The sequence below is a fragment of the Hoeflea sp. TYP-13 genome (genome assembly GCF_040932035.1).
Taxonomy (GTDB): domain Bacteria; phylum Pseudomonadota; class Alphaproteobacteria; order Rhizobiales; family Rhizobiaceae; genus Hoeflea_A.
Genome location: NZ_JBFRBB010000005.1, coordinates 1 through 16,089 on the forward strand (window position 1 = coordinate 1; position 16,089 = coordinate 16,089).

Below are 16,089 nucleotides of genomic sequence, written 5' to 3' on the forward strand. Positions count from 1 at the left end.
AATCAGCGGCCCAATTGAGAAACAACAAGAGCAAACGATCCCGCCGCCAGCGGCGAACCGCCCTCGTTGGTGAGCGGGTTATACGCAACTCAAACAAAATAAGTCAACAGCGAAATTCGAAAATATGTCATTTTTTTTAGGCGCCCCGGACGGCGGCCTGTGAACGCATATAACAGGCCAAAATCAGGCTCCGTGCCCGGCGACGGATTCATCGGCATCACCAACCGTTAAAAAACTGAAATATTTCTGAAAAAACGGCATTTTGCCCTAATTCGGGCACAGTTGCCATGTCTTGAGGATAGGACCATGTCGTGCAGGGGGATAACGGCAGATCGCCCGACAGTAACGAATTTGCGCGAAATGTGCCTGTTTACGGCCCATAGAGATTGACTCGCCGTAAACAGCAGGGCAGATGAATAGCCGGGGAAATTACGGCACCGATGGAAAATAGAGGCGGGGCAATAAGATAACTGATGCCGTCACAGACTGATCTCAGCAGACAGATGGGAGAAGACGAGCCGCTACTGGCCGATGGCCGGAAGGCCCCCGACCGTCGCGAAATCTCCATACGCTGGCTGTCTGGCACCTTTCTGACCGGCGTCACCTCAAGCGCATTGATGGGCATAGCGTTGTTTGCCGCGCTCGACGGACGCGAGCAACTTGCCATACCGGGTGAAGCCTATGCGGCGACCGACATCAGTGAACCGGTAAAAGGCGCCGAAAAAGGCAGCCGGCTGGTCGGCACGACAATCGCAGCCAAACCCTCCGACAAGGCTATCGTCGAAATATCGACGATGATCAACGAAGGCGACCGCAGCGTTATCCGAAGCCGCCCCTTCGCCCACGTTAAAATGGCGCTTGCGGCCAATCACACTGCTAAGGCCGATTATCCCAAATTCGACCCGTTGAAGATCTTCTCTTCAGGCGAGCCTGAAACCGAACCGGAATCGACCGGCGTCATATATGGCGCCGAAGTCGAATCCGAAATCAGCCTCAAGACGACAGATTTTCCAATCCGCAATGCGCCCTACGCTTATGCGGCCACGATGAGTGCCGAAGAGGCTGAGGAAGTCGTCAGGACGAACGGTTCCATTCTGACCGACGAGACATTTCAGGTGGCAATGCTCCACTATGTCGACCCGCAGCGCTTTGCCGGTACAAATTCGCCCTTCGACTTCAGCGCCAATCTGAACGCCCGCGTCGTTGCCGAAAACGTATCGGTCGCCTCCGCCCTGTCACCGCAGGACCATACCGTCGAATTCATCGACGATGTCATTGCGATCCGCGAGGATGTATCAATGGTCAGCGCGCTGACCGAGGCCGGATACCACGAGAGCGAGGCAAAATATGTTGCTGAGGTTCTTTCCGGCGAGACGGGCTCAACAGACCTGAGGGAAGGCGACGTCTTCCGCATCGGCCTTGAGCAACGCGGCGAAGACACCCGCATCGTGCGCGCCAGCGTCTATGAAGGAACCGACCATGTCGGGTCTGTCGCCGTCAACGATTTTGAAATCCTGGTATCCGCCGAAGCGCCGCCCAGCTCCCCGGCTGTTGAAACGGCCTTCGACGAAACGCCCATCACGGTTACCACGGGACGTGAGCTGCCACGCGTATATGATGGCATATACAAGGCAGCGCTTTCCTACGGCATGAATGCCGATATGACGGACAAGATAGTCCGGCTTCTGGCAAGCAATGTCGACTATCAGGCACGCCTGAAGCCTACCGATACGATGGAGGCGATTTTCTCGGTCGACAAGGAAACCAAGGAGGCGGCCAGGGACTCCGAACTTCTCTATCTGAGCGCCACCTTCGGCAGCAACACCGTTAATTTCTACCGTTTCCGCAATCCCGAGGACGGGTCTGTCGACTACTACGACGACGAAGGCCGCAGCGCCCGCCAGTTCCTTCTTCGCAATCCGCTGCCGAATGGGCGCTTCCGCTCCGGTTTCGGCATGCGCCGTCATCCGATCATCAAGGTCCGCCGCATGCATACGGGTGTCGACTGGGCCGCTCCGCGCGGCACGCCGATCATTGCAGCAGGCAACGGCGTTGTGGAAAAAGCGGGCTGGAACAGGGGTTACGGCAAGCAGACCCTCATTCGCCATGCGAACGGATATGTCAGCTCCTATTCGCACCAGACCAAGATCGCCAAGGGCATTGCTCCGGGCGCGCGGGTAAGGCAGGGCCAGGTCATCGGTTATGTCGGATCGACCGGCCTGTCGACCGGGCCGCACCTTCATTACGAGCTCATCGTCAACGGCACCAAGGTTGATCCCATGCGCGTGCGCCTTCCCGATGGCAAGACGCTGAGCGGTAACATGCTTGCCGCTTTCCAGAGCGAACGCGAGCGTATTGATCAGCTGATCGGCCGCAACGAATCCCCCGCACGACTGGCGTCGGCCATTCTGGAATAGACTGGCTCCTTCCGCTTGTGCGGATCATCACACCTACTCCAGCGCATGAAAAACGGCCCGGCAAAACCGGACCGTTCTGTTTTGTGATTGTCAGCCTGAATTAAGCGGCAGCCTGCTTCTTGCTTTTGCCGGTCGCAGAAATCAGCAGCCTGTCGGATGCCGCCGAGATTGAGACTTTCTGGCCATCGGCGATCTCTCCAGCTAGGACCTTTTCAGCCAGTGGGTCCTGAACATATTTTTGGATCACACGCTTCAGCGGACGTGCGCCATAAGCCGGGTCATAGCCTTTTTCGGCCAGCCAGTTACGGGCATCCTCACCAAGATCGAGCGTGATTTTGCGCTCGGTCAAAAGATCCGTCAGGCGGGCCATCTGAATGTCAACGATCGCGCCCATATCCTCGCGCCGCAGTCTGTGGAACAGGATGGTTTCATCGACACGATTGAGGAATTCCGGCCTGAAAGAGGCTTTGACCACCTCCATGACCTGATCGCGAACCGAATCGACATCCTGACCTTCCGCAAGGCCTGTCAGATATTCCGCACCAAGGTTCGACGTCATGATGATGAGCGTGTTGCGGAAATCGACGGTCCGGCCCTGACCATCCGTCAGGCGGCCGTCATCGAGCACCTGCAACAAAACATTGAAGACATCCGGATGGGCCTTCTCAATCTCGTCGAACAAAACGACCTGATAGGGCCGGCGGCGAACCGCTTCCGTCAGCGCACCGCCCTCGTCGTAGCCGACATAGCCGGGAGGTGCACCGATCAGCCGGGCAACGGAGTGCTTCTCCATATATTCCGACATGTCCATGCGCACCATGGCGGTTTCGTCATCGAACAGGAAATGCGCCAATGCCTTGGTCAACTCGGTCTTGCCGACGCCGGTCGGTCCGAGGAAGATGAACGAGCCGATCGGCCGGTTCGGGTCCTGCAGCCCGGCCCTCGCGCGGCGGACGGCCTTCGAAACGGCCTGCACGGCTTCGCCCTGGCCGACAACGCGTTTCGACAGTTCGTCTTCCATGCGCAGCAGCTTTTCGCGCTCACCTTCAAGCATCTTGTCGACCGGAATTCCGGTCCAGCGCGACACGATATGGGCAATGTGATCGGGCGTCACGGTCTCCTCGACCATGGCCGAATCCTTGTTTTCGCTGCCCTCGGCTTCCTCTAGCTTGCGCTCCAGATCCGGAATCTCACCATAGGCAAGCTCACCGGCACGCTGGAATTCACCATTGCGCTGCGCGATTGCAAGCGCATTGCGGGCATCGTCAAGCTGCTTCTTCAGCTCGGCTGCAAGTCCGAGTTTCTGCTTTTCGGACTGCCAGATCGCCGTCAGCGAATCAGCCTTTTCCTCAAGTGAGGCCAGATCGACTTCAAGTTTTTCGAGCCGGTCCTTCGACGCAGCGTCGGTTTCCTTGAGCAAGGCCTCGCGCTCGATCTTCAGCTGGATAATCCGCCTGTCGAGTTCATCGAGCTCCTCGGGCTTCGAATCAACCTGCATGCGCAACCGCGATGCCGATTCATCGACCAGATCAATCGCCTTGTCCGGCAGGAACCTGTCGGTGATATAACGGTTCGAAAGGGTCGCGGCCGACACCAGCGCCGAATCGGAAATACGCACTTTGTGATGCTGCTCGTATTTCTCCTTGATCCCGCGCAGGATCGAAATCGTATCCTCGACCGTCGGCTCGTCAACAAACACCGGCTGGAACCGGCGGGCAAGGGCAGCGTCCTTTTCGACGTGCTTACGATATTCGTCAAGCGTCGTTGCGCCAACGCAGTGCAGCTCCCCGCGGGCGAGCGCAGGCTTGAGCAGGTTGGAGGCGTCCATTGCGCCGTCCGCCTTGCCGGCACCGACCAGCGTGTGCATTTCGTCGATGAAAAGAATGATATTTCCGGCGGCGGCCTGTACTTCGGAAAGGACCGCTTTCAGCCGTTCTTCGAATTCACCGCGATATTTTGCCCCGGCGATAAGCGCACCCATGTCGAGGGCAAGCAGTTGCTTGTCCTTGAGCGATTCAGGCACATCGCCATTGACAATGCGCAATGCAAGCCCCTCGGCGATGGCCGTCTTGCCGACACCGGGTTCACCGATCAGCACCGGATTGTTCTTTGTGCGCCTCGACAGCACCTGGATTGTCCGGCGGATTTCATCATCACGTCCGATAACCGGATCGAGCTTTCCTTCACGTGCCTCGGCGGTCAGATCGCGGGCATATTTTTTCAGCGCATCATAACCTTCTTCAGCGCTGGCCGAATCGGCGGTCCTGCCCTTGCGGATCTCGTTTATTGCCTGATTAAGACCTTGCGCGGTCACGCCGGCCTTTTCGAGGATCTTCGAAGTGGCGGCTGATTTTTCAATAGTCAGCGCCAGCAAAAGCCGTTCGACCGTAACAAAACTGTCACCGGCCTTCTTGGCTGCCTCTTCTGCTGTTGAAAAGACCTTGGCCAACGGCTGCGCAAGGTAAATCTGTCCATTGCCGCCCGAAACCTTCGGTAGTTTTCCGAGTGCGGCCTCGACGCCGAGCCTGGCATCGTCGGCGCGTCCGCCCGCCCGCTCGATCAGCGATGCGGCCATACCTTCAGGATCATCCAGAAGAATTTTCAGAATGTGTTCCGGGGTAAATTGCTGGTGCCCCTCTGCCAGGGCATAAGTCTGCGCAGATTGAAGAAACCCACGCACCCTCTCACTATATTTTTCCATATTCATAAAGACTGTCTCCTTGTCATGTTCCGCCCGCAACCGGCACGGAACTATGGATCCGGAAGGACCCCCGATAACGGCAGGCCCTGTTCGTTTCTAATATGGGTACTGTAACATGGGTCGTTCAAGTCCGGTTTCAATTTTGAATTGAGCCCGGCGCGGCCAAGTTGTCGCACCGCCCGGCGCCTCAAAAAACAAAACGCCCGGCAAGCCGGGCGTTCTTGAAAAAAACGATTGTTTTGACGGATTTACGCGTCCGGAGCGGCGGCAGCCACTTCCGGCGGATTGTCCTGTCCATCCGGTGATGTGCGTGTCGGCTCGGAAACGACGGTCGGCTCGGTTTCAACCGGGCCGTTGCCGACATTTGCATCAGCACCTTCGCTAACTGTATCCGGCGCCGATGTCCTTTGCCGGCGCGGCCTTGCTGGCGCGCGGCGGCGAACCGGAGAGCGGCGAGCAGGCTGCGGCTGACCGCCATCCTCGCCAATCGCCACTTCGGCGGGCGTTCCGGAGATAACCGGCTGGGGGCCTGAACCGTCGATCTGAACTTCAGTAGTTTGCTTATCTGCGTTTTCAGCATTTGCAGCGGCATTATCGGCTGGCTGCTGCTGTTGTTGTTCGCGTTCCGCGTTCTCACGCTCATCGCGCTGGTAACGCTCCTGCATCTGCGCCTGCGCCGAGGCAATGATCCGGTTGTAGTGCTCGGCGTGCTGCAAATAGTTTTCTGCCATGACCGTGTCGCCGGAGCTCGCCGCATCACGCGCCATGGTGCCGTATTTGTCGGCAATATGCTGGGCTGTACCGCGGATTTTTACGTCAGGACCGGTACTGTCATAGGTGCGCGATAGCGGATTGCCGTTTTTTCTTCCGTTATTGTTATTATTGCGACCGCGACCGCGTTTGTTCTGCTGTCCTGACCTCATGCGTCACTCACCTGAAATTTTTTCCCGTTATCGGATTGCTGGTACTGCACCGGTTGTTGAAATCGTTACTCGGCTGCCACGCCGCAGGCCGCATAAAGATGTGCGCTTGCGCTCTTTCCGCTTCACATTCATACAAGGGCAGATTCTGTTGCTGATGGTCAATCAGTGATCACCGAAGCGAAACCCGAACCAATCCTGAAGGATCGAATCTATGGTGATGACCATGTGTTCAGCACTGACTGGAAATTAGCGCGCTTTGCCGACAATTCCAAGCCTTTTCTTTATCTAATTCGTTTTCGGTGGCCCACAAGGTTAAGCCTGTCACGCAATGCAACATCATTGTGAGCAAATAGCTGCTGGCCGGGAACCCTCATTATTGGAAGAATATATCAAAAGTTGCCAGCCGGAGCCGGAATCACCCGTGTTTTGGCACGATACCCCATCGGCGGACGTCCTACAAAATCGATGCCAAAACCTTGTCTACGCGGCCCTTGAAGCGATCAATGCTGTTTTTGTCGGCGCTATCGGCCGCATAATGTGTCAGCATATTGAACCGGCACTTGGGTGCGCATGCTCCGATCAGCGCCCGCGCAAGGATACGGCGCACCGGTCGAAACAGGATAAACCGATCTATCCACCACGGGCTGCCCATGGTGGTTACCGCGACGCATTGCCTCAGTTTTAAAAGGCGCGGTTTGATCGGACCTGCATTGTCTGCGTGATCATAGGCAACGCCCGGTACCCAGACGCGGTCGAACCAACCTTTCAGCATGGCGGGAAACCCGAACCACCAAACCGGGAAAACCAGAATGAGAATATCAGCCGCCGAAAGGTCAGCGGCCTCCTGCCCGACGGCGTCGGTTGGATAGGGTTTTGCGTGATAACCCGCCCGTTCATCCGGCGATAACACGGGATCAAAGCCCGCGGCATAGAGATCGAGATGGGTGACATTGGTAGCGCTCTTGCTGAGATGGACAAGGATATGCTCACGCAGCTGCGCACAAAGGCTGTCGGCAAGCGGGTGGCAACTGACGACCAGAACGTTGGCGTCGGAACTGCCGGTTGTTTCGGTCACGGCTTACCTTTCTTTGCAAACGACAGAACCCGGTCATTGCCGCCAAGGTCTTTGAAACGGCCGGTGCAGACAAATCCGCTCCCCTGAAACAGATCCATGACCGCCTCATGCTGATCGAAACCGGTCTCGACCAGGATGTGTCCACCCGCCGACAAGTGCTTACCCGCATCGGCGGCAATCGCCCGATAGGCTTCAAGCCCGTCGGCTCCTCCATCAAGGGCGGCGATCGGATCGAAGTCCCTGACCTCCGGATCAAGCTTGCCGATATCGGCCGACCGAATGTAGGGAGGGTTTGACACGATCAGGTCAAATTCTCCCTCCACCGCCTCGAACCAGGACCCGCAGGCCGTATGAAAACGTTCCGCCAGTCCGTTGCGGCCGGCATTATCCTTTGCCGTTTGCAGAGCCTGCAAGGAGATGTCGGTCCCGAGGCCGGTGGCGGTTTCAACTTCGGCAAGCAGCGCCAGACATATCGCTCCGCTTCCCGTGCCGAGATCGATAATGCGGCACGTGCCGCTTTTATCCGCAATTGCCCTTGCATGCGGAAGGGCCGCATTCACCAGCGTCTCCGTATCGGGACGCGGCTCGAGCGTTCCCTGCGACAAGGCAAGATCGAGACCGAAAAACGACCGGTGACCGATGATACGGTGCACAGGCTCGTGCCGGCATCGTCTTTCGGCGGCCAGGCGGACACGCTCAACGTCGCCGGCAACGACCGGACGGCCGGGATCAAGGACCAGGTCGGTCAGACTTATATCGAGCAGATGACCAACCAGCGTGCGGGCATCCAATTGTGGTTGCGGCAGCCCGGCCGCATCAAATTGCCGCTTAAGTTCGGTTACAAGACCACCGACTGTGATGTCCATCAATTCCGCCGCTTTGCCGATTCACGCACCGGACGTTTCGCCGAGCGAGGCCAGAAGGTCGGCCTGGTGATCGGCAATGAGGGCATCGACCACTTCGTCGATTTCACCCATCATCATCCGGTCGAGTTTGTAGAGCGTCAGGTTGATGCGGTGGTCGGTGACGCGGCCCTGTGGAAAATTATAGGTGCGGATTCGCTCCGACCGGTCGCCGGATCCGACCTGGCTTTTGCGCTCAGCCGACCGCTCGCTCTCTGCTTTCTGGCGTTCCAGATCGAACAATCGTGCGCGCAGGATCTGCATGGCGCGGGCCCGGTTCTGGTGCTGCGATTTTTCCGCCTGAGTAACAACGATGCCGGAGGGAATATGGGTAATGCGAACCGCCGAGTCCGTAGTGTTGACGTGCTGGCCGCCGGCACCTGAAGCGCGCATCGTATCGATGCGTATATCCTCGTTTCGAACCTCGACATCGATCTCCTCGGCCTCTGGAAGAACGGCAACGGTCGCGGCCGAGGTGTGAATGCGTCCGCCGGATTCGGTTTCGGGAACACGCTGAACCCGGTGCACGCCCGATTCGAACTTAAGCCGTGCAAAAACACCGCGTCCGGTGATCGTTGCAACGATTTCCTTGAAGCCGCCGACTTCGCCCTCGCTGGCGCTCATCACCTCGACCTTCCAGCCGTTTGATGCGGCATAGCGCTCATACATGCGAAACAGATCGCCGGCAAAAAGAGCCGCTTCCGAACCGCCTGTCCCGGCCCGGATTTCAAGGATGGCGCTCTTGTTGTCGGCAGCATCCTTGGGCAGCAGCATGAGCTGCATGTCCTGCTCCAGCTTTTCGAGCCGCTCCTCAAGTTCCGGAAGCTCAAGCTCGGCAAGCGCGCGCATTTCTTCATCGGTCTCGGCATCGTCGAGAAGCGATTTCAGGTCGGAGATTTCGCTGACTGTCTTTCCGTGACTTCGGATTGTCGCGACGACCGGCTCGAGCTCGGAATATTCCGAGGCAAGCCTGACATAGGTCTCGGCATCTGGCCCCTGCGCCATCCGCGCCTCGATCTCATCGAAGCGGTTGTCCAGTTCGCGCATTTTTTCAAGCGGTAGTTTTGCCATCAGTTCACCCTAAAGCGGTATGCCGTTGGCATCGGCAAAATCGGAAAGAAGTTCGCGTACCGTGTATTTCGGATCGGCTTCATCAAGTGCCGGCAGCAGGACTTCCTCCAGTTTACCCACATCGAGGGCAAGCAGCATCGATTTGACCGGCCCGATTGCCGCCGGCGACATAGAAATGGACCGGTAACCGAGGCCCAGAAGCGCCATGGCCGGCAGGGTGCGCCCGGCCATCTCTCCGCAAAGCGTGAGCGGCGTGTTTCTCGCATCCGCCGCTTCGACAATCTGCCTCAGCATCCGCAGGAATGTTCTGCCGAGCGGATCGAAACGGTTGCTCACGCGCGCATTGCCGCGATCCGACGCCATTGCAAACTGGAACAGATCGTTTGAACCGACGGAGACAAAATCCGCATCCTTCATCAACTCGTCAAGCTGCCACATCAGGCTGGGCACTTCCAGCATAGCGCCAAGCTCAACCTTGCGCGGCAGGTCGTAGCCGAAGCGCGACAGGTGGCTCACCTCCTTGTTCACCAGGGAACGGGCGGCACGAAATTCACTGATTTCCGTGACCATCGGAAACATCAGCCTGAGTTCCCGACCGGCCGTCGCCCGAAGCAGAGCCCGCAGCTGCATTCTCAATATCCCCGGGCGATCGAGCGCCAGGCGCATGGCCCGCCATCCAAGCGCCGGATTTTCCTCGTTGGCGGCGCGGAAATAGGGAATGACCTTGTCGCCGCCGATATCGAGGGCCCTAAACGTTATCGGTTTGGGGTCCGCCTGCTTGATGGCACTGTGGTAGAATTGTTCCTGCTCCTCGACTTTCGGAAGGGTCGACGCAATCATGAACTGCAACTCGGTTCTGAACAGCCCGACGCCGCTTGCACCCGATTCCTCGAGCTGCGGCAGATCGACCAGCAAGCCGGCATTCATCTGCAGCGTGATCGCAACGCCGTCGCGCGTGACCGGTTCAACGGCGCGCAGCGCACGGAACTGTTCCTGGCGCCGGGCACTGAAGCGCACTTTTTCGGCATAGGCGCTTTCCAGATCAGCCATCGGCCGCAGATGCACCTTGCCGTCATCCCCGTCGATAATGATCGGATCGCCATTTTCAGTCATTGAGACAATGCCGGACACCTGGCCGACAACCGGAATGCCCATCGCCCTTGCGACAATGACAACGTGGCTTGTTACCGAGCCTTCCTCGAGGATCAGCCCCCGGACCTTCGAGCGGGTGTAGTCAAGCAGTTCGGCAGCGCCCATCGCACGGGCGACGATGATGGCGGCGTCGGGGAAATCATCCTGGTGGGATTTGACGTTGAATCCGGTCAGTTGGCGCAGCAGCCGGTTGGCCAGATCGTCAAAATCATGCAGACGCTCACGCAGATAGGGATCGGTCATATGGATCATGCGCGCGCGCGTGTCGCTCTGCACTTTTTCCACTGCCGCTTCCGCTGTGAGACCGTTGCGGATGGCCTCTTCGAGCTTGCGCACCCAGCCCCGGTCATGGGCAAACATCCGATAAGCCTCAAGGACCGCGCGGTGTTCGCCTTCGGTGGGAACATCACGGCGCGACAACATGTCGTCGATCGAAATACGCAAAGATCCAAGCGCGTCTTCGAGCCGTGTCAGTTCGCTGTCGATATCCTCGTTGAGGAGTTCAGTGACGACAATGCGCGGCTCGTGCAACACCGCGTGACCAAGCCCCACACCATCCGAATAGGCATCGCCGTCGAATGTGACCGGGCGGCTGAGATCGAGTTCCAGCCCGGGACGCGTGACTTTCTTCAACTCGCCCGTGGCAATCATCTCCGCCAGCACCATGGCGGTCGTCTCGAGCGCCTCGAGTTCATCCTCGCTGTAATTGCGCATGGCCTTGTTCTGGATAACCAGAACACCAAGCGTGCGGCCGGCTCTCAAGATCGGTGCACCGAGGAAGGAATGATAGATCTCTTCTCCGGTCTCGGGCAGATAGGTAAAGGCGGGATGGGTCTGGGCGTCGGACAGGTTAAGCGGCCGGGCACCGGCAGCAATCGTTCCGACCAGGCCCTGCCCCATCTTCAACTGCGCCAGGTGAACGGCACCGGGATTAAGACCCTCGGTCGCATAGAGTTCAAGAACACCGTCAGCGCGCAGAACATAAAAAGAGCAGACCTCCGCAACCATATTCTGCGCGATCTGGCGCACGATACGGTCGAGACGGTCCTGCGGCTCCAGCGGCTCCGCCATAAGCTCGCGCAACCGCTTCAGCATGACGCGGGGACCTGCCGATGGGTCTCTCATCGCGCTTCTCGCTCCCAGTTCTGTTCGCTCCGGCGACCAAACCGAAGCAACGGAAAATTGACCCGGTTAAGGGGTTTCAATGACTATGTTTTATCCAGCCCGTAAACCGAATGCAAAGTCCGAACGGCCAGTTCCCCGTAGGGCCCGTCGATCAGTATGGAAATCTTGATTTCCGATGTTGTGATCGCCTTGATGTTGATTCCCTTTTCGGCCAAGGCCTGAAAAGCCGTCGCCGCAACGCCGGCGTGACTGCGCATGCCGATGCCGATGACGGATACCTTCACCAGTCCGAGCTCGCTCTGCACCGCATCAAACCCGATTGTCTCTTTGGCCTTTTCGAGCGCAGCGAGCGATTTCTCCATATCGCCGGAGGGAATCGTGAAAGTCATGTCAGTCGACGAACCGTCCTCGGAAATATTCTGCACGATCATGTCGACGTTGATATGTGCTTCCGCCAGCGGACCGAATATGGCGGCGGATACGCCCGGGCGGTCTGCAACACGTCGCAGGGAAATCTGCGCCTCATCCTTTGCAAATGCGATGCCGGTTACGACTTCCTGTTCCACGATTTCTTCCTCATCACAAATCAAAGTGCCGGGCGGGTTATCAAAATCGTCCATTCCCGGCGCATCGGGTTCAGCAAAACTGGACCGCACGAACGTACGGACCTTGTGAACCATGGCCAGCTCGACCGAGCGGACCTGCAGCACCTTGGCGCCCAGAGACGCCATTTCCAGCATTTCCTCGAAGGCGATTTTGCGCAACCGCCGCGCCGAGGGCTCTATACGCGGATCGGTCGTGTAAACACCGTCCACATCAGTATATATGTCGCAACGGTCAGCATTCACGCCTGCCGCGATTGCCACGGCACTTGTGTCCGAGCCACCACGGCCGAGAGTCGCGATCCGGTTGTCGGGTCCGATCCCTTGAAATCCCGACACCACGGCGACCTGCCCCTCGCCAAACCGGCGGATCAGTTCTGTGCCGTCAATATCCAGAATTCGCGCGGCGCCATGCGCATTGTCGGTCTTGATCGGAATCTGCCAGCCCTGCCAGGAACGGGCATTGACTCCCATCGACTGGAGGGTAATGGCAAGAAGGCCCGAGGTTACCTGTTCTCCCGACGCAACGACGGCGTCATATTCCCGCGCATCATGCAGCGCCGAGGCTTCCCGCGTCCAGTTGACGAGCTCATTGGTTTTGCCGGCCATGGCTGAAACGACCACCGCGACCTCATGCCCTGCGTCGACCTCCCGTTTGACGTGACGGGCGACGTTGCGGATGCGATCCAGATCGGCCACAGAGGTGCCGCCAAATTTCATGACTATTCGGGCCATCGGTAAGACCGGAACTCCAAAAAAACGGTTAGAGCTAGTTGCGCTTAAAATTCTGCCGCCCGGCAAAGCGAGCGGCGGCGTCGATCTCATACCCAAAAAGCCTCGCTGCTGCAAGGAGCACGCCGCCGCTGATGTGTCCGTCACAGGCGGGAGCCGGCCAATCTGCGCAAATTTGCCGCTCTTGACTTTCGCGGGCGTTCGTCCGACTTCAATCGTAACAAGCCGCAGGAGACAAGTATGAGCGCCGCTGCCCCGTCAACCATCGACCAACAGGAAGTCGACCGCTTTTCCGCCATGGCCTCGGAATGGTGGGATCCGACCGGGAAATTCAGGCCCCTGCACAAGTTCAACCCGGTGCGTCTCGGATATATCCGTGATCAGGTCGCCGCCCATTTTGGCCGCGACCCCAAATCACCGGAACCGCTTGAAGGACTCCGGGTTCTCGATATCGGTTGCGGCGGTGGACTTTTGTGTGAACCGATAGCCCGGATGGGGGCTCAGATCGTTGGCGCCGATGCATCCGAAACCAACATCGAAATCGCTAAAATTCACGCTGCACAAAGCGGTGTTGAGGTTGACTACAGGGCCGTTACGGCCGAAACGCTGGCCGCTGCCGGCGAGCAGTTCGACATTGTCCTGAACATGGAGGTCGTCGAACATGTCGCCGACGTCGACCTGTTCCTTTCGTCCTGCGCCGAGATGGTCAAGCCCGGCGGCCTGATGTTCATTGCGACGATTAACCGGACCTTCAAGGCGCTTGCGCTAGCGATTGTTGGCGCGGAATACGTACTGCGCTGGCTGCCGCGCGGGACGCACCAGTATGAAAAGCTTGTTCGGCCCGAGGAAATCGAAGCGCCGGTCAGCGGTGCGGGGATGCAGATCGTCGATCGCACCGGGGTCTTCTTCAACCCGCTCTCCGACAGCTGGCACCTGTCACGCGACATGGACGTCAATTATATGATGCTTGCCGCGCGGCCGAAATAAAGCGGCAGATCGACTTCAGTTTTTGTCCTCGGGTAAATCCGGCAGCGGTGCGATGCCGACGCCTTCTTCAACCAAAGCCTTTACTTCATCGGGCCCGGCCTGTCCGATAATGCCGCGCTCTTCGCTTTCGCCATAGTGGATTTTGCGGGCTTCCTCGGGAAACCGCGTGCCGACGTCCTCGGAATTATCGCGGATGGTCTTGACCGCCTTGCGCAGTTGATCCATCGCCGCCTGCTGCGCCGTATTCATGGCAAGTCGGGTCGTCGCCTCTTTCTTTCGGGACGTCGAAACGGATGGTGCCATCAGCGCCTTTTCCACTGCCGTTGACCCGCAATGCGGACAGCTCACCAGCTGCCGCGCACTCTGTTCCTCAAAATCCGCGCTGCTCGAAAACCACGCTTCGAAAGTGTGTTGCTCATCGCATATGAGGTTGAATCGTATCATGCGGTTGCTCTGGTTGCCTCTTCTTCGGCAAGGTCGAATGTCCGGCGATTGCGCAAATTTGGAATCTTGTTTCGCGCTTCCACGCTGGCCGCCGGATCGATATCGGCGACAATGACCGCCGGTTCGTCATGTTCGGCTTCCGCAAGAATACGGCCCCAGGGGTCAACAATCATTGAATGGCCGTAGGTTTCGCGTCCGTCCTCATGGGCCCCACCCTGGGCGGCGGCAATGAAAAAGGCGCCGTTTTCGATTGCCCGCGCGCGCAAAAGCACATGCCAGTGCGCCTCGCCGGTCTGTCTGGTAAAGGCTGCCGGAGCGCTCAACACATCGGCGCCGGCGAGCGCCAGCTTCTGGAACAATTCCGGAAACCGCACATCGTAGCAGATGCCCAGCCCGAGGCGGGCAAAGGGCAGCGGCGCGATGGTAGCGTGCCTTCCGGGTTCATATGTAGCGCTTTCGCGCCAGCTTTCACCATTGTCGAGATCAACATCGAACATATGGATCTTGTCATAGCGGGCCACAGTTACACCGCCCGGATCGAAAATGAACGCCCGGTTGGCTATTTTACCGCCCTTTACGGCAATAGCCGTCGAGCCGATATGCAGGAAGATCCGGTGACGCGCCGCAAGCTCCGCCGCGGCCGCAACAACCGGATCGTCTGCTTCATCGCGGATAATTGCTTGCAGGCTTGCTCGCTTGCGGACCAGGGCACCGGTCATTTCCGGCGTTTGTACATAGTCGGCGCCTTTCGAGACGGCCTCCTCAACCAGTTCCGTCAAATCCCCGATATTGCGCTGCGGATCCATACACGATCGCATCTGTATAGCGGCAGCGCGGAAGCCTTGCGTCACAATATTCTCCTCAGGCTGCGGTGTGCAGCATCTTGTCCAGCTTGCCGCCATGTTCCAGCGCATGCAACTCGTCGCACCCGCCGATATGCGCCTTGCCGATGAATATCTGCGGAAACGTTGACCGTCCGCCCGCGCGCTTCACCATCTCGCTTCTCAGCTTGTCGGAAAATGTTGCGTCGTGCTCGGTATAGGAAATACCCTTCTTTTCGAGCAATCGCTTGGCGGCAGTGCAAAATCCGCAGAATTTCCGCGTATAGATGGTTACATCGGCCATTAATTTCTCCAGTGTGCGGTATCGTACCGTTTAATTCAGTCCATCCATATAGTGTTTACAGATTACCGGGGGCAACCCTGGCGAATGTAAGCACGAAAACTTTTCCGGCACCCGCTTTCAACAATGCCCGCGACGCCGACTTCACCGTCGCACCGGTCGTGTAGACATCATCGACGAGCAACAGCGACTTGCCGGCGATCTCAGCTATCCGCCCTTCAGGGACCGTAAATGCACCCCTGACATTGTCTGCCCTCGCCTGCGAGCCGAGGCCAACCTGTTGCCGGGTGGCACGGGTGCGAAAAAGCACCGAGGGCAGATAGGGCAATCCGGCGCGTGAAGCAAGTGCCCGTGCAAGCTCAGCCGACTGGTTGTAGCGCCGCATCAGCAACCTCGCCCTGTGCAGCGGAACCGGCAACACCGCGTCGGCGCCGGCGATTGCGTCTTCCCCGGATCGGACCATCCATCCGGCCATTACCCCGGCAAGATCGGTCCGGTCCTTGTATTTGAGCCGGTGCACCAACGCTCTGGCGATATCATCGTACAGCACTGCCGAACGAGCCTTGGCGAATGGTGGCGGATCGGCAATCGCATCGGCTGACAGAACCGCGTCACCGACATCGTAGGAAAACGGCGTGCCAAGCACATCGCACCGGGGCTGTTCTATAGGCCGCAACTGGCTCCAGCAATTGCCGCACAGGCCCCCATGCTCTCCCGTCAGTTCGCCGCACCCGAGGCAGGCCGGCGGATAGATGATGTCGCCGGCTCGGCGAAGCGCGTGTCGCAAGCATCCGCCGATTGACATCACAGTGGAATTGAAGGAACTGGGAGCCATA

At 58.4% G+C, this 16,089-nt stretch carries 13 protein-coding genes; 2 read left to right on the forward strand and 11 right to left on the reverse strand.

Going from position 1 to position 16,089, the window contains the following annotated elements; genetic code table 11:
- Window positions 1-473 precede the first annotated feature (473 nt).
- Complete coding sequence (locus ABVT35_RS23085) at window positions 474-2,417, forward strand: M23 family metallopeptidase (protein ID WP_368469727.1); 1,944 nt, start codon at window positions 474-476, stop codon at window positions 2,415-2,417.
- A 100-nt stretch (window positions 2,418-2,517) separates the two neighbouring features.
- Here ABVT35_RS23085 and clpB read toward each other — a convergent pair whose 3' ends face one another.
- From clpB to ABVT35_RS23120, 7 genes are all read right to left on the reverse strand, one after another.
- Window positions 2,518-5,124: an ATP-dependent chaperone ClpB gene (gene clpB, locus ABVT35_RS23090; protein WP_368469729.1), complete on the reverse strand. Its 2,607-nt coding sequence runs from the start codon at window positions 5,122-5,124 to the stop codon at window positions 2,518-2,520.
- A gap of 242 nt (window positions 5,125-5,366) precedes the next feature.
- The gene (locus ABVT35_RS23095; protein ID WP_368469730.1) at window positions 5,367-6,041 is read right to left on the reverse strand and encodes a DUF4167 domain-containing protein; all 675 of its coding nucleotides are present in this window, start codon (window positions 6,039-6,041) and stop codon (window positions 5,367-5,369) included.
- A gap of 454 nt (window positions 6,042-6,495) precedes the next feature.
- Window positions 6,496-7,116, reverse strand: a complete 621-nt coding sequence (locus ABVT35_RS23100) for an NAD(P)H-dependent oxidoreductase (protein ID WP_368469731.1) — start codon at window positions 7,114-7,116, stop codon at window positions 6,496-6,498.
- Window positions 7,113-7,982 carry a peptide chain release factor N(5)-glutamine methyltransferase gene (gene prmC, locus ABVT35_RS23105; protein ID WP_368469733.1) on the reverse strand — a complete coding sequence of 290 codons (870 nt, stop codon included), beginning with the start codon at window positions 7,980-7,982 and terminating at the stop codon, window positions 7,113-7,115. The genes ABVT35_RS23100 and prmC overlap by 4 nt, the downstream gene beginning before the upstream one ends.
- Window positions 7,983-8,003: 21 nt before the next feature.
- Window positions 8,004-9,089 (reverse strand): peptide chain release factor 1, encoded by a 1,086-nt coding sequence (prfA, locus tag ABVT35_RS23110; protein WP_368469734.1) that lies wholly within the window; start codon window positions 9,087-9,089, stop codon window positions 8,004-8,006.
- Between the two features lie 9 nt (window positions 9,090-9,098).
- Entirely contained in the window at window positions 9,099-11,366 is a 2,268-nt protein-coding gene (gene ptsP, locus ABVT35_RS23115) for a phosphoenolpyruvate--protein phosphotransferase (protein WP_368469736.1), read from the reverse strand.
- 83 nt (window positions 11,367-11,449) lie between these two features.
- Window positions 11,450-12,703, reverse strand: a complete 1,254-nt coding sequence (locus tag ABVT35_RS23120; RefSeq protein WP_368469738.1) for an aspartate kinase — start codon at window positions 12,701-12,703, stop codon at window positions 11,450-11,452.
- A 237-nt stretch (window positions 12,704-12,940) separates the two neighbouring features.
- On the opposite strand from ABVT35_RS23120, the gene ubiG reads away from it, so the two are divergent.
- Complete coding sequence (gene ubiG, locus ABVT35_RS23125) at window positions 12,941-13,687, forward strand: bifunctional 2-polyprenyl-6-hydroxyphenol methylase/3-demethylubiquinol 3-O-methyltransferase UbiG (RefSeq protein WP_368469739.1); 747 nt, start codon at window positions 12,941-12,943, stop codon at window positions 13,685-13,687.
- Window positions 13,688-13,702: 15 nt separating this feature from the next.
- On the opposite strand, the gene ABVT35_RS23130 is transcribed toward ubiG, so the two are convergent.
- Genes ABVT35_RS23130 through ABVT35_RS23145 form a run of 4 tightly spaced genes read right to left on the reverse strand, consistent with a single transcriptional unit; the run spans window position 13,703 to window position 16,040 of the window.
- Window positions 13,703-14,131, reverse strand: a complete 429-nt coding sequence (locus ABVT35_RS23130) for a DUF1178 family protein (protein WP_368469741.1) — start codon at window positions 14,129-14,131, stop codon at window positions 13,703-13,705.
- Window positions 14,128-14,982, reverse strand: coding sequence for a carbon-nitrogen hydrolase family protein (locus ABVT35_RS23135; RefSeq protein WP_368469743.1), 855 nt, complete (start codon window positions 14,980-14,982; stop codon window positions 14,128-14,130). The genes ABVT35_RS23130 and ABVT35_RS23135 overlap by 4 nt, the downstream gene beginning before the upstream one ends.
- Before the next feature lie 10 nt (window positions 14,983-14,992).
- Window positions 14,993-15,256, reverse strand: coding sequence for a glutaredoxin 3 (grxC, locus tag ABVT35_RS23140; RefSeq protein ID WP_368469745.1), 264 nt, complete (start codon window positions 15,254-15,256; stop codon window positions 14,993-14,995).
- A 55-nt stretch (window positions 15,257-15,311) separates the two neighbouring features.
- On the reverse strand, window positions 15,312-16,040 hold the full coding sequence (locus ABVT35_RS23145; protein ID WP_368469747.1) for a ComF family protein: 729 nt from the start codon (window positions 16,038-16,040) through the stop codon (window positions 15,312-15,314).
- Window positions 16,041-16,089 lie beyond the last annotated feature (49 nt).

Bases quoted from the DNA above. Each gene is read 5' to 3' on its own strand.
- clpB (WP_368469729.1), bottom strand. From the start codon at position 5,124: ATGAATATGGAAAAATATAGTGAGAGGGTGCGTGGGTTTCTTCAATCT.
- ABVT35_RS23085 (WP_368469727.1), top strand. From the start codon at position 474: ATGCCGTCACAGACTGATCTCAGCAGACAGATGGGAGAAGACGAGCCG.
- prfA (WP_368469734.1), bottom strand. From the start codon at position 9,089: ATGGCAAAACTACCGCTTGAAAAAATGCGCGAACTGGACAACCGCTTC.
- grxC (WP_368469745.1), bottom strand. From the start codon at position 15,256: ATGGCCGATGTAACCATCTATACGCGGAAATTCTGCGGATTTTGCACT.
- ptsP (WP_368469736.1), bottom strand. From the start codon at position 11,366: ATGAGAGACCCATCGGCAGGTCCCCGCGTCATGCTGAAGCGGTTGCGC.
- ABVT35_RS23120 (WP_368469738.1), bottom strand. From the start codon at position 12,703: ATGGCCCGAATAGTCATGAAATTTGGCGGCACCTCTGTGGCCGATCTG.
- ABVT35_RS23095 (WP_368469730.1), bottom strand. From the start codon at position 6,041: ATGAGGTCAGGACAGCAGAACAAACGCGGTCGCGGTCGCAATAATAAC.
- ubiG (WP_368469739.1), top strand. From the start codon at position 12,941: ATGAGCGCCGCTGCCCCGTCAACCATCGACCAACAGGAAGTCGACCGC.
- ABVT35_RS23130 (WP_368469741.1), bottom strand. From the start codon at position 14,131: ATGATACGATTCAACCTCATATGCGATGAGCAACACACTTTCGAAGCG.
- prmC (WP_368469733.1), bottom strand. From the start codon at position 7,982: ATGGACATCACAGTCGGTGGTCTTGTAACCGAACTTAAGCGGCAATTT.